This is a genomic window from Amycolatopsis sacchari (genome assembly GCF_900114035.1).
Taxonomy (GTDB): domain Bacteria; phylum Actinomycetota; class Actinomycetes; order Mycobacteriales; family Pseudonocardiaceae; genus Amycolatopsis_E; species Amycolatopsis_E sacchari.
Map to the genome: position 1 here is coordinate 384038 of NZ_FORP01000003.1, position 12761 is coordinate 396798.

At 68.6% G+C, this 12761-nt stretch carries 15 protein-coding genes; 7 read left to right on the top strand and 8 right to left on the bottom strand.

The window, feature by feature from the left end; all coding sequences use genetic code 11:
- Positions 1-3 precede the first annotated feature (3 nt).
- Positions 4-825 carry an SDR family NAD(P)-dependent oxidoreductase gene (locus BMZ92_RS08495; protein WP_091505168.1) on the top strand — a complete coding sequence of 274 codons (822 nt, stop codon included), beginning with the start codon at positions 4-6 and terminating at the stop codon, positions 823-825.
- Between the two features lie 3 nt (positions 826-828).
- Here BMZ92_RS08495 and BMZ92_RS08500 read toward each other — a convergent pair whose 3' ends face one another.
- The 5 genes from BMZ92_RS08500 to menD form a co-directional block, all read right to left on the bottom strand.
- Entirely contained in the window at positions 829-1692 is an 864-nt protein-coding gene (locus BMZ92_RS08500; protein ID WP_177228591.1) for an SDR family NAD(P)-dependent oxidoreductase, read from the bottom strand.
- Positions 1693-1750: 58 nt separating this feature from the next.
- On the bottom strand, positions 1751-2446 hold the full coding sequence (locus tag BMZ92_RS08505) for an SDR family oxidoreductase (protein ID WP_091505170.1): 696 nt from the start codon (positions 2444-2446) through the stop codon (positions 1751-1753).
- 232 nt (positions 2447-2678) lie between these two features.
- Complete coding sequence (locus BMZ92_RS08510; protein ID WP_218153417.1) at positions 2679-3143, bottom strand: DUF3592 domain-containing protein; 465 nt, start codon at positions 3141-3143, stop codon at positions 2679-2681.
- Between the two features lie 315 nt (positions 3144-3458).
- On the bottom strand, positions 3459-4976 hold the full coding sequence (locus BMZ92_RS08515; protein WP_091505172.1) for a M1 family metallopeptidase: 1518 nt from the start codon (positions 4974-4976) through the stop codon (positions 3459-3461).
- 240 nt (positions 4977-5216) lie between these two features.
- Positions 5217-6872 (bottom strand): 2-succinyl-5-enolpyruvyl-6-hydroxy-3-cyclohexene-1-carboxylic-acid synthase, encoded by a 1656-nt coding sequence (menD, locus tag BMZ92_RS08520; protein WP_177228592.1) that lies wholly within the window; start codon positions 6870-6872, stop codon positions 5217-5219.
- 57 nt (positions 6873-6929) lie between these two features.
- Here menD and BMZ92_RS08525 point away from each other — a divergent pair, with 57 nt between their 5' ends.
- From BMZ92_RS08525 to BMZ92_RS08540, 4 genes are all read left to right on the top strand, one after another.
- Positions 6930-7853, top strand: coding sequence for a 1,4-dihydroxy-2-naphthoyl-CoA synthase (locus tag BMZ92_RS08525; protein WP_091505174.1), 924 nt, complete (start codon positions 6930-6932; stop codon positions 7851-7853).
- 8 nt (positions 7854-7861) lie between these two features.
- Positions 7862-8989, top strand: a complete 1128-nt coding sequence (gene menE, locus BMZ92_RS08530) for an o-succinylbenzoate--CoA ligase (protein ID WP_091505175.1) — start codon at positions 7862-7864, stop codon at positions 8987-8989.
- A gap of 92 nt (positions 8990-9081) precedes the next feature.
- Positions 9082-9219 carry a hypothetical protein gene (locus tag BMZ92_RS37290; protein WP_177228593.1) on the top strand — a complete coding sequence of 46 codons (138 nt, stop codon included), beginning with the start codon at positions 9082-9084 and terminating at the stop codon, positions 9217-9219.
- Between the two features lie 24 nt (positions 9220-9243).
- Positions 9244-10116, top strand: a complete 873-nt coding sequence (locus tag BMZ92_RS08540) for a 1,4-dihydroxy-2-naphthoate polyprenyltransferase (protein ID WP_091505177.1) — start codon at positions 9244-9246, stop codon at positions 10114-10116.
- Here BMZ92_RS08540 and cds1 read toward each other — a convergent pair whose 3' ends face one another.
- The 3 genes from cds1 to BMZ92_RS08555 are packed head-to-tail and all read right to left on the bottom strand — an operon-like array spanning position 10117 to position 11978.
- The gene (gene cds1 / locus BMZ92_RS08545) at positions 10117-11184 is read right to left on the bottom strand and encodes an L-cysteine desulfhydrase Cds1 (protein ID WP_091505178.1); all 1068 of its coding nucleotides are present in this window, start codon (positions 11182-11184) and stop codon (positions 10117-10119) included.
- The gene (locus tag BMZ92_RS08550) at positions 11181-11465 is read right to left on the bottom strand and encodes a DUF4229 domain-containing protein (RefSeq protein ID WP_091505179.1); all 285 of its coding nucleotides are present in this window, start codon (positions 11463-11465) and stop codon (positions 11181-11183) included. The genes cds1 and BMZ92_RS08550 overlap by 4 nt, the downstream gene beginning before the upstream one ends.
- A gap of 54 nt (positions 11466-11519) precedes the next feature.
- The gene (locus BMZ92_RS08555; protein ID WP_177228594.1) at positions 11520-11978 is read right to left on the bottom strand and encodes an Lrp/AsnC family transcriptional regulator; all 459 of its coding nucleotides are present in this window, start codon (positions 11976-11978) and stop codon (positions 11520-11522) included.
- Positions 11979-12147: 169 nt separating this feature from the next.
- Here BMZ92_RS08555 and BMZ92_RS08560 point away from each other — a divergent pair, with 169 nt between their 5' ends.
- On the top strand, positions 12148-12357 hold the full coding sequence (locus tag BMZ92_RS08560) for a BldC family transcriptional regulator (RefSeq protein WP_091505180.1): 210 nt from the start codon (positions 12148-12150) through the stop codon (positions 12355-12357).
- A gap of 130 nt (positions 12358-12487) precedes the next feature.
- Positions 12488-12670, top strand: coding sequence for a hypothetical protein (locus BMZ92_RS08565; protein WP_091505181.1), 183 nt, complete (start codon positions 12488-12490; stop codon positions 12668-12670).
- Positions 12671-12761 lie beyond the last annotated feature (91 nt).

Sequence of the window (12761 nt, forward strand, 5' to 3'; positions counted from 1 at the left end):
GAAATGGCAGTTCCTGATGTCACCGGCCGGCCCTTGTCCGAGTTGATTAGTCTGACAAAGCGCGTTGCGGTCGTGACCGGAGGAGCCGATGGAATAGGTCACGCGATAGCCTCTCGCTTCGCGGAAGCAGGCGCGGAGGTGGTAGTAGCCGATCTCGATTTTGCGAAAGCCCAGCGTACGACTGAAAAGCTTAGCGATCGATATCAACGCAAGTGCATAGGCGTCTACGCTGATGTATCAAGCAAGAAGTCCCTGCAGGATGCTGCGGAGTTCACGATCAAAGAGCTGGGCAGCCTGGACGTATGGGTGAACAACGCGGGGGTCTATCCCGTCACCCCCGTCCTCGAACTGACCGAAGATCAGTGGGAACACGTCATGGCCGTAAATTTGAAGGGGACCTTCCTGGGTTCGGTGGAAGCGGCAAAAAATATGATCGCGCTGAACCGTCCCGGCGTGATAATCAACCTCTCGTCTACGGTTGGCTACCGAGCAACCATGACAGGCTGGGCGGATTATGCCGCCGCCAAACACGGCGTCCGCGGCCTGACGAAAGCACTGTCCGTACAACTGGCTAGCTACGGTATTCGAGTACTGGCGCTTGCCCCAACAGGGACGAACACGCCGGGTATACGCAGGTCGGAACAGGAAGCCGAAGAGCAGGGAGTCGATCTGGAACGGTCGAGGCAGCGATCAATCAAACCTCTTGGACGCGAAGGTGTGCCAGATGACATAGCACGGGTTGCCCTTTTCTGCGCAAGCGACCTTTCCCTACTGATGACCGGCAGCACGCTTCTCGTCGACGGGGGCACACTCGCACTCTTGTGAGAGCTACCATGCAGAAAACCCACCGTCTGCGACGATGTTCGTCCCAGTCAGGTAGGACGCGTCGCACGACATGAGAAAACTGACTGGACCGGCAACATCCTCGACGCGTCCAAGACGTCGTAGAGGAACTCGGGCCTGGATTCGCTCCGAAATCTGCTCCCTCGCCTCGATCATCCTTGGGTCCGACTTCCCGACCAACCCTGATTGTTCGCCCGCAGCCAGTCGTCGACGCTTCTCTTCTTCAGGATGCGACACGAAACCCGGACTCACGGCGTTCACTGTGATCCCCCAACGGCCCACCGCCGTAGCGAGGTCGCGTGTGATCTGGAGCAGACCGCCCTTGCTGGCGGCATACGCGGACTCCCGGATGGGTCCGCGATCTCCTGGTGAGGTTTCGAGCACGTCCAACCCCAACGGATCTCGCCCCACGAGGCCATGGATGGAACCAATGTTCACGATCCGGCCCTCGCCATGTTTGCGCATATGCCCGACGGTGAGCTGAGCGAGAAAGAAGCAGGCCTCGAGGTTGGTCGTGATAGTGTTACGCCATTCCTCGACGGACTCATCCAACAACGGCGTCAACCGGGTTACTCCGGCATTGTTGACCAAACCAAAAAGCCTTCCACGCCATTCTACCGCACGCTGTACGAGCTCCTCACGCTCGTCAGGGTCACGAAGGTCGGTCATCACGACGAGGGCACGTTCGGCGTCAACACCAGAATTTTGGACAGTTTCTACCAGAAAGCTCTCGTCCGGTCCGGCAAGCACACATAGGAACCCGTCCCGGAGAAGTCGACGCGCGATACCACGACCGATCCCCGTTCCTCCGCCGGTAACAATGACCGTGCGATTTTTTTCTTCGTCCACAAACCCTCCGAAAGACAGGCGGATCAAAAGGGGTCAATTCCACGGCCGCCGTGGCAGGTCAGAACTGCGCCTGCCCCATGGGATGAACCAGGATTTCGTGCACAACCATGTGCGGTGGCATGTCGAGCAATCCCGTAACGACCTGAGCGAGGTCTTCCGGAGGCATCAGAGACCACGAGTCGCCAGAAGATTCGGCACGACGTCCCCCCCATGACGTGTCGATGCCACCTGGCATGACGCAGCAGACTTTCACCCCGTGGTCTTTAACCTCACGAAGCAGAGAACCGCTGAAACCGAGCAAACCGAATTTCGTAGCCGCGTAGACACTTGCACGTGGAGCGTACCTGCGCCCCCAGTCGGACCCGATGTTTACGATGAGACCCCGCTTGGCTGCCACCATGCCCCTTATCGCGGCATGGGCACAGAGAATTTGGCCAGTGAGATTGACATCGATCAGCTTCTTGAAGTCCTCAGGATCAGCCTGCTCGAATGGCTCGACTCTTCCTCCTGCGGCATTATTGACCAACACGTCAACGTCGCCGTATTTGGTACGCACGTGGGAGAAGAGGCTGTTAACGTCCTCCGGCCTCGAGATGTCGGTCCGCACCCAGTCGAACTTCGTTTGATCCTCGGGCTGAGTCCGAGACGCACCGACGACGTTCATCCCCCTACTGCACAGGGCGTTGGCAATAGCCAGCCCCAGACCGCGTGAGACGCCCGTAACGATTGCGGTGCGGTACTTTCCACCCGTCATCGGTACCAACCCGGGACAAAGCTCTTCGTCGGCGACTGCCTCAAGCGTGATCCTTCTGATGACATGGCGCCTCCAGCCGGAGGAGATAGTGTACTTGAGTTAACGGACCACCTGATGAAACAGTTCGTTCAGAAACCTATCCCGCCGCGACTTGTCGTGCAAGTGCCTCAGTGCGACGTGGCCCCGGGTGGGTTTCGCCTGCAAAGCCAGTGGGGGTGAATCCAGCTAGTTCTTACTTGCCCGTGAGGGCAGGCTCCGGCGTGGCGACTGTGGGCGTGCCGCGCCGGCTGCGGTGGCGGATCCACCACAGTGCGCCCACCGCGACGAGCCACGTGATCAGGATCGTCGTGCCCAGGGGCAGCAGCGTGAGGCTCGCCGTGCGGCCGGCCACCCTCGCCAGCTCCGGGTCCGACGTGTCGTACTCGATGCGGACCAGGTCCCCGGCCACGAGACCGCCCGGGTAGAGCACACCGTTGGCCGGGATGTGCACGATCCCATCAGGCGTCTCGAACCGGATGATCGTGCGATCCCACGACACCGAGTCGACCTGGGCGTTGGCCGCACCCAGGTGGCTCGTGATCGCACCGTCGTTGCGGATGGCCGCGAACAACAGCCCCACGCACAACGCGGTGATCAACCCGGCGACGCCGAACACGACACGACGAGCGATCCGCTGGCGTCGCTCGCTCGTCGTCACGCCTCCCAGGGTAGCGATGCCGGGCCCTCCCGCCGAGGTCGGTCGCGGTCAGTGCCCGCGCCACGGACACCGCCGGCACCCGGAGGAAGTGGCCCGCCACCGTGCGAGGTGCGCCGGGCCACCTCCGGACTCAGTACAGGTGCGGCACCGCGGGACGTGTGACGGGCCCCTCCGGATTCGGTACTGACCGGCCACCCTGCGACGCGCGGTGGGCCACCTCCGCACTCAGTACAGGTGCGCCGCCGCGCGACGTGTGACCGGCCACCTTCGGTACCGGCCCGCCGCCTTGCCACGTGCGGCGGGCCACCTCCCGACTCAGTACTGGTGCGCCGCCGCGAGCAGTTCGTGCGTCTGCTGGATCTTCGCGTACGACTTGGGCGCCACCGGGGCAGCTGCGGTGCGCAGGGCGGCCGTCGCGCCGTTCGGGCCCACCGCGGGCTTGCCCTTGGTGAACAGCCACGTGGTGAACAGGTCCTGCAGCGGCTTGCCGGAGATCCGCTCCGCCAGCGCGATGAACTGCGGGATCCGCGCGTCGCCGCCCTTGTGCTGCGCGACCCACGTCTTCAGGATCGTGAAGAACGCGTCGTCACCGACCGCGGTGCGCAGGGCCTGCAACGTCAGCGCGCCCCGGTCGTACACGGCGTTGTCGAACTGGTTCTCCGCGCCGGGGTCGCCCGGCAGCACCTGCCACAGCGGGTCATCCGCCGGGGCCGAGTCGTAGATGTACTGCGCCAGCTCCGCGGGCGTGCCCTCGCCCTCGTGCTCCGACCACAGGAACTCGGCGTACGACGCGAAACCCTCGTTCAGCCAGATGTCGCTCCAGCGCCCGAGGGACACCGCGTCCCCGAACCACTGGTGCGCGTTCTCGTGCGCGACGACCGACGTGTTGCTGCCCGAGCGGAAGAACGAAGCGCCGTACACCGGCCGCGTCTGGGCCTCCAGCGCGAAGTTCAGGCCCGTGGACACCACGCCGCCCTGCGCCTCGAACGGATACGGCCCGAACTGCGTCGACAGGAACTCGTCGATCTCCGGGGTGCGCTCGACGCTCGCCTTGGCGGCGTCGAGGGAGGCGCCCGCCGCCGGGTCGTACGCGGTGACGAACGGCTTGCCGTCGGGCGTGGTGGACTGGTTGACCTGGAACGCGCCCACCTCGAGCGTCGCCAGGTACGTCGCCTGCGGCTGGGTGCTGCGCCAGTTCCAGCGCGTCCAGCCCGCCCGCTGCTTCGTGGTGCGCACGAGCGTCCCGTTGGACAGCGCGGCCACGTTGTCCGGCACCTCGACGGAGATGTCGTACGTCGCCTTGTCCGTCGGGTGGTCGTTGGCGGGGAACCACCACTGCGAGTTCTGCGGCTCGTCCACGGCGAGCGCGCCGTCGGCGGTCTTCTTCCACGCCGTGTAGCCGTCGATGACGACCTTCGACGGGGTGTCGGCGTAGTTCACGACGACCGTGATCGTCTGGTTCTTCGCCAGCGGCTTGGCCGGGGTCACGACCAGCTCGCCGTTCTCGTTCGGATCGGCGTGGAACGCGGCGGGCACGTTGTTGATCCGCACGGAGTTGACGTGCAGGCCGAAGTCGAGGTCGAAGCTCGACAGGTCCTGCGTCGTCTTCGCGAGGATCGTCGTGGTGCCGGACAACAGGTCGGTGGCCGGCTGGTAGGTCAGCCGGATGTCGTAGTGCGAGACGTCGTAACCGCCGTTCCCCGCGTACGGGTAGTAGGGGTCACCGACGCCCGGCGCTCCCGCTGCCGGTGCGGCGCTCGCGGTGGCGGTGAGCAGTGTGGTCGCGATGCCAGTGGCGACAGCCCCCAGGCCCGCTCGAGTTCGCAGACGCATGGCCGGAAAGCTAGCGAGAAAACCGGCCACCGGATACGGCCTTAAGGAGGGTCTTACCGGCTGGGACGGAAAGGGGTGGCTCCTCGCCCGCGCCGGTGGTATGGACATCCGGAAGTCGGTGCCACGCCTGGTTTCCGCTGCTCAACGGCCTGCGAGCGAACACCCTGCCGCCTCACGAGCGGACCACTCGCTCGCACACGAAAATGCCCGTTCGCTCGCTACGACTTGCTCACTCGTGCGCTAGCGAAGGGCGTCCGCGACCGCCGTCCGCATCCGCGCGTGCAGATCCCGGTGCCGCGTCCGGTCCACCGGCACCTCGACCACCCGCAGCCCCGGTGCGGGCGCCAGCGCCGAACGGAACTCCTCCACGGTCGACACCACCTGGTGCGGCACGCCGAAACCCGCGCACAACGCGCCCAGGTTCGCCCCGTGCGGCGTGCCGAACACGCGCTCGAACGAGTCGCGGTGCTCGGGCGCCCCCTGCTCCAGCAGCGAGAAGATCCCGCCACCGTCGTCGTTGAGGACGACGATCGTGAGGTCGGGGCGGTCGTCGGCGAGCAGCGCGTTGACGTCGTGCAGGAACGTCAGGTCACCCAGCAGCGCGTACGACTGCCCGCGGTGCACGCTCGCCGCGCCGATCGCCGTCGAGACCGTGCCGTCGATCCCGGCCACGCCGCGATTCCGGTGGACCAGCACGTCGGGCCGCATCCGGCCGGCCAGCGCCACGTCCCGCGCCGGGTTGGACGAGCCGACCACCAGCAGCGCCTCCGGCGGCAGCGCGTCGATCAGCTCGGTCGCGATCCCCAGCCCGCTGGGCCAGTCCTCCCGGTGCAGCGCGGCGCGCACCGCGGCGGAGGCGGCGCGGTCCGCGCCCTGCCACGCCGCCAGCCACTCCGGGTCGGCGGGCTTCGTCGGCTCGTCGAACCACTGCCCGACCTGGCGGACGTTGTGCGCGGGCGCGGGCCAGTCCGAGTCCGGCCGCACCAGCAGCACCTCGACGTCCGCGTCCGAAAGCAGCGCCTGGACCTGCCGGAACACCGTGGGCCGCCCGATGCACAGGACCTGCTCCGGCTTGTGCGCCGCGATGAACTCGGACGCGCCGAGCAGCCAGATCCCGCTCGCGATGCCCGTGCCACCGGCCAGCCCCAGCCCGCCGGTCTCGGACACCACGGGCCAGCCGTACCGCTCCGCCCATTCGCTCGCCGCGCCGACCCCGCTGTCACACGCGATCACCAGGCCGCACCGCGCGGACGGCACCACGGACGACGGCAGCGCGCCGAAGTCCGGCAGCTCGGTCCAGCGGGCGCCACCGGGCCTGCCGTCCAGCGACTCGTACCAGTCGTCCGAGCCGTCGGGCACGAGCGGCTCGCGGAACGGGATGTTCAGGTGCACGGGCCCGCAACGCCATTCCCCGTACGCGGCGTTCCAGGCACGGCAGATCTGGCTGCGCCAGTACGCGTTCTGCCCCGCGCGCCGCTCGGCGACGGCGAGCTCGTCGAAGTAGCGGACGGCACCGCCGTACAGGTGCTGCTGCTCGATGACCTGGTTCGCGCCCGCGGCCCGCAGTTCCGGCGGGCGGTCGGCGGTCAGCACGATCAGCGGCACGCCGGCGCGGTCGGCCTCCAGCACGGCGGGGTGGAAGTTCGCGGCCGCCGTACCCGAGGTGCAGACCACCGCGACGGGGCGCCCGGTGCGGGCGGCCATGCCGAGCGCGAGGAAGGCGGCGCCGCGCTCGTCGACGCGGACGTGCAGCTGCAGCCGGCCGGCCTCGGCGGCGTCGTGCAGCGCCAGCGACAGCGGCGCGTTGCGGGAGCCGGGGCACAGCACCACGTGGGAAACGGTGTTGCGCACCAGTTCGTCGACGAGGACCCTGGCCTGCGCGGTCGACGGATTCACCAGGTCCTCCCCGGTGTGTCGTCCATCATGCTGGCCACACGTCCTATTCTCCCAAACGTGCATGACGCCCAGGTTTCCGAGCTGTTCGACCCCGCCGCGTGGACCGAGGTCGAAGGTTTCGGCTTCACCGACATCACCTATCACCGCTCCGCCGAGGCACGCTCCGGCAAGCGCGTCGTGCGCATCGCGTTCGACCGTCCCGAGGTCCGCAACGCCTTCCGTCCCCACACAGTCGACGAGCTGTACCGCGCACTCGACCACGCGCGGATGAGCCCGGACGTCGGCTGCGTCCTGCTCACCGGGAACGGCCCGTCGCCCAAGGACGGCGGCTGGGCGTTCTGCTCCGGCGGAGACCAGCGTATTCGCGGAAGGTCCGGCTATCAGTACGCGAGCGGGGAGACCTCGGACACGGTGGACCCCGCGCGGGCCGGGCGACTGCACATCCTGGAGGTCCAGCGCCTGATCAGGTTCATGCCGAAGGTCGTGATCTGCGTCGTACCGGGCTGGGCCGCGGGTGGCGGGCATTCGCTGCACGTCGTGTGCGACCTCACGATCGCCTCGGCCGAGCACGCCCGGTTCAAGCAGACCGACGCCGACGTGGGGTCCTTCGACGGCGGGTACGGCTCGGCGTACCTCGCGCGGCAGGTCGGGCAGAAGTTCGCGCGGGAGATCTTCTTCCTGGGCCGCGAGTACACGGCCGAGCAGATGCACGCGATGGGCGCGGTGAACGCGGTCGTGCCGCACGCTTCGCTCGAGGCCGAGGCGCTGCAGTGGGCGTGGGAGGTCAACGGGAAGTCGCCGACGGCGCAGCGCATGCTCAAGTACGCGTTCAACCTGATCGACGACGGGCTCGTGGGCCAGCAGCTGTTCGCGGGCGAGACGACGCGCCTGGTGTACATGCAGGACGAGGCCGTCGAGGGGCGTGACTCGTTCCTCGAGAAGCGCGCGCCCGACTGGTCCGACTTCCCTTACTACTACTGAGGATTCGCGTGCGCGAGGTTCTGGTCGACGGGTCCGCCGGTGAGCTGCGGGAGGCCTTGGCCGCAGCGCTCGACGGCGGTCCGACGGTGCTGCCGCTGGCCCCGGGCTCGGAGCGGTTGCGGGACGCGATGGCGCCGTCCGAGCCGGTCGAGCCCGGCACCGCGGTGATCATCGCCACCTCGGGTTCGACGGGTGAGCCGAAGGGCGTGCTGCTTTCGGCAGATGCGCTGCGGGCTTCGGCCCACGCGACCCACCGGCGTCTCGGCGGTCCCGGGCACTGGCTGCTCGCGACGCCGGCGCAGTACATCGGCGGTCTGCAGGTGATCGTGCGCTCGCTGCTCGCGGGCACGACGTGCGCGACGTTGCCGCCTGGGCACTTCGACGGTGAGCTGTTCGCCGAGGCCGCCGCGCCGGTGTTGCGGGAGGAAGGCCCGCGGTACACGGCGCTGGTGCCGACGCAGCTCACGCGGCTCCTCGACGGCGGTGGCAGCGGCCTGGACGCCGCGCGCGCGTTCGACGCGATCATCATCGGGGCGGCGGCGACATCGGCTGCGCTACGCGAGCGGGCTGCGTCGGCGGGCGTGCGCATCGTGCCGTCGTACGGGATGAGCGAGACCGCGAGCGGGTGCGTCTACGACGGGGTGCCGTTGGACGGGGTGGAGGTGCGGATCGGGCCCGACGACCGGGTGCTGATCTCCGGGCCGGTGCTCACCCACGGCTACCGGCTGCGACCCGATCTGACGGCGGAAGCGCTGGTCGACGGCTGGTTCCGCACCGGCGACCGCGGGCGGCTGGTGGACGGCAGGCTCGAGGTGCTGGGCCGGCTCGACGACGTGATCAACACGGGCGGGGTCAAGGTGTCGGCGGCGGCGGTCGAGCGGGCCCTCGGGGCGTTGCCGGGGGTTCGAGAGGCGTGCGTGGTGGGCCTGCCGGACGTCGAGTGGGGGCAGGTCGTGGCGGCCGCGGTGGTGACGGAGGGGCCGGTGGCTGCCGCGGAGCTGCGGGCCGCGGTGCGCTCGGCGGTGGGGGCGGCCGGGGTGCCGAAGCGCGTGGAGTTCGTGGGGGCGTTGCCGCTGCGGGGGCCTGGGAAGGTGGACCGGGCTGCCGTGGTCTCGCAGGTGTTCGACGTGCGTTGAGGCGCATCGCGGAGCTGTTGAAGGCAGGTGTTCGCCGCGTCTTCGCCACAGGGCTGTTGACAGGGTGCGGGCGCGCGGCTTTCACTCAGCGGATGAAACGCTTCGTCTTCGCGGTCCTGGCCTTCGCGGCTCTGGCGTTCGCCGCCGCGCCGGTGACGTCGGCTTCGGTGGGCTCGGAGGAGCCGGGCAGCGGCACGCTCACCTGGTCCGTCCCGACTGACGGGGAGTAACGGCCGTCGCCCACAATGGGTGACATGGCGACAGTTGCACAGTGGATCGAGGGGGCCCGTCCGCGGACCCTGCCCAACGCCGTGGCACCCGTCGTGGCCGGGGTGGGGGCCACGGTCCAGCTGGGTGCGTTCTCGTGGTGGCAGTCGCTGCTGGCGTTGCTCGTGGCGCTGTCGCTGATCATCGGCGTCAACTTCGCCAACGACTATTCCGACGGCATCCGGGGCACCGACGAGAACCGCGTCGGCCCGCTGCGGCTCGTGGGTTCCGGGGTCGCGGCGCCCCGCCTGGTGCTGGCCGCCGCGCTGGCTTGTCTGGGCCTGGCGGGCGTACTCGGCCTGCTGCTGGTGGTGCTGTCGGGACACTGGTGGCTGCTGATCATGGGTGCGGCGTGCATCCTCGGCGCGTGGTTCTACACCGGCGGGAAGAAGCCCTACGGCTACGCGGGTCTCGGCGAGATCGCGGTGTTCGTGTTCTTCGGGCTGGCCGCGGTGCTGGGCACGGTGTACGTGCAAGCGGGCCGCGTGAGCTGGATCGCGGTGGGGGCCGCCGTGGCCGTCGGCTGCTTCTCGACGGCCGTGCTGACGGCGAACAACCTGCGCGACATCCCTACGGACCGTGAGGTCGGGAAGAACACCCTCGCCGTCCGTCTGGGTGACGCCGGCACGCGGCGGCTGTACCTGGTGTTGATCACGGTGCCGTACGCGGTGACCGTGCTGATCGGGGTGTGGCACCCGCTGGTGCTGATCGCGCTGGTGACAGCGGTCCTGCTGCGCGGCCCGGTGAAGGCCATCGTGACCGGCGGCACGGGTCGGGGGTTGATCCCCGTGCTGCGGGACACCGGGCTGGTGATGCTGGCGTGGTCCGTCCTCAGTGGACTGTTGATCGCCCTGAGCTGATCAGGCCGCGGGCCACCGCCCGGTGACGAGGAACTCCTCCATCACCGCGCGCTCCGACTCCACGTCCAGGCCCTGCTCGGCCACCCACTCGTCGTTGTAGTACGTGTGCGCGTACCGCTCGCCGCCGTCGCACAGGAGGGTTACCACCGAACCGCTCTGGCCGGCGGCGAGCATGCGTGCGATCAGCTGGAACGCGCCGTACAGGTTGGTGCCCGTCGAACCCCCCGCCCAGTGGCCGGTGCGTTCCCGCAGCAAGCGGATCGCCGCCACCGAGCCCGCGTCGGGTACCTGGATCATCTCGTCGATCACCTGCGGCACGAACGACGGCTCCACCCGCGGGCGGCCGATCCCTTCGATCCGCGACGGCATACCCGTCGTGTAATCCAGGGCGCCCGTCTGCCACGCGCCGTAGAACGACGAGTTCTCCGGATCGACCACGCAGATCTTGGTCGTGTGCCTGCGGTACCGCACATAGCGACCGAACGTCGCGCTCGTGCCGCCCGTGCCCGCCCCCACCACGATCCACGTCGGCACCGGGTGCCGCTCCAGGCGCATCTGCGCGAACACCGACTCCGCGATGTTGTTGTTCCCCCGCCAGTCCGTCGCCCGCTCGGCATACGTGAACTGGTCCAGGTAGTGCCCACCGCACTCGGCGGCCAGCCGCTCCGCCTCGCTGTACACCTCCGGCGGACGGTCCACGAAATGGCACCGCCCGCCGTAGAACTCGATCAGCTGCACCTTCTCCGGGCTCGTCTTCCGCGGCACCACCGCGACGAACTCCAGCCCCAGCATCCGCGCGAAGTACGCCTCCGACACCGCCGTCGAACCGCTCGACGCCTCGATCAACGGCGTGTCCGGGCCGATCTGGCCGTTCACCAGGCCGTACAGCAGCAGCGAGCGCGCCAGGCGGTGCTTCAGCGAACCGGTGGGGTGGACCGACTCGTCCTTCAGGTAAAGGTCGATCCCCCACGACGGCGGCAGCGGGAAGACGTGCAGGTGCGTGTCGGCACTGCGGTTCGCATCGGCCTCGATCAGGCGGACCGCTTCGCGCACCCAGGCGCGGTTCACTCCGACTCGCGCAGCTCGGCGCGCAGCTTCGCCCGCTCCTTGGCGCGGCGCTCGTTGCGTGCGGCCAGCCCCGCCGTGACGCGTGCGTTCAAGCCGCGGAACGCGAGCAGCCCGACCGGCAGCCCCACGACGATCCCGACCGCGAGCGCGACCAGCAGCGGCACCTTGACCAGCACCAGCACGGCCGCCACGACCACGATCAGGCCGAAACGCGCCAGCAGGTAGAGGGTCAGGTCCCGGGCCAGCGTCGAGCGTCCGGCCGCTGTCTGAGGTTCGCTCACGGATCCAGCGTAAGCAGCCAGGCGACGCGTGTCCTGGAGGGGTGGCGGTGACCCCTACGCGCCGTCCAGTTCGCGGTTGTTGGGCCGCCCCTCGAAGCGGGTCGACAAGACGACGGTGGTGCGGGTGCGGGCGACACCGGTGATCCGCCGCAGGCGGCCCAGCGTCTGCTCCAGCTCGTCCACCGTCGCGACGCGGACCTTCACCACGAAGGCCTCGTCGCCGGCGACCGCGTAGCAGCTCTCCACCTCCGGCAGGTCCGCGAGCGCGTCGGCGACCTCCTCGCTCTCCGCGGTGTCCGTGGGGTGGATGCCGACCAGCGCGGTGACCCCCAGGCCGACCGTGCTGGGGTCGACGACGGCGTGGTAGCCGGTGATCACGCCCGCCGCTTCGAGCTTGCCGACCCGCTCGTGCACCGACGACGCGGACAGCCCGACCGTTCTGCCCAGCTCCGCGTACGTCGCCCTTCCGTTGAGGCGTAACGCGGCGATGATCCTGCGGTCCAGTGCGTCCACACCGGTCACCATAGACCTGTCCGACCTGGGCGTTTTGTCCCTTACTACCTCTTTACTCTTCGACAACCGTTCGAGTACCTGCCGGGTGAAGTGCAACGATTGCCGGTGTTGAGGTTCCGAAGCGTCGGACGCTTTCGGTATAGCAGTGCAGCCGTTAAGGAGGCGGAAAATGACCGCGAGCGTTGGTGGCCGGTTGCTCACCCCCGGCGAGGTCGCCGCGTTGTTCCGGGTGGACCCGAAGACCGTGACGCGCTGGGCGACGGCGGGCCGCATCGGCTCCATCCGCACCCCGGGCGGGCACCGTCGGTTCCGCGAGTCCGAGGTGAACGCCCTGCTGGCCGAGCTGACCACGGACGCCAGCGAGCCCACGCGCGGCTGAGCGGACCACCGACCCGCGGCCCGGCGGAACGACGCCGGGAGCCGCGGGCCTTCGCGCGCCCCACACCCACCCCACGGCCGAACGGGTTACCCTCGGTGCAGCAGTACCCAGCACTCGGAAGGGAGCGGGCATGATCTACCTGCTCGCAGTGATCGGGGCGCTCACCGTCGCCGTCCTGTTCTGGCGGGCGTTCGGCCCGGAGCGTGTCGGGGTGTCCTCCCGCCGGGCGCCGCTCGCCCCCGACGACGACCCGGATTTCCTGCGCAAGCTCGGCGAGCAGCAGCGCCGTCCCGACGACGACGGTAAGAACTAGCTGTATGAGGCGTTGACGTTGGTGACGCCGGTGTGGAGCCGGGAGGCTGGCGGCTGGTTTCCGGCGGCGGTGTGTGGTCGATGGTAGTTGT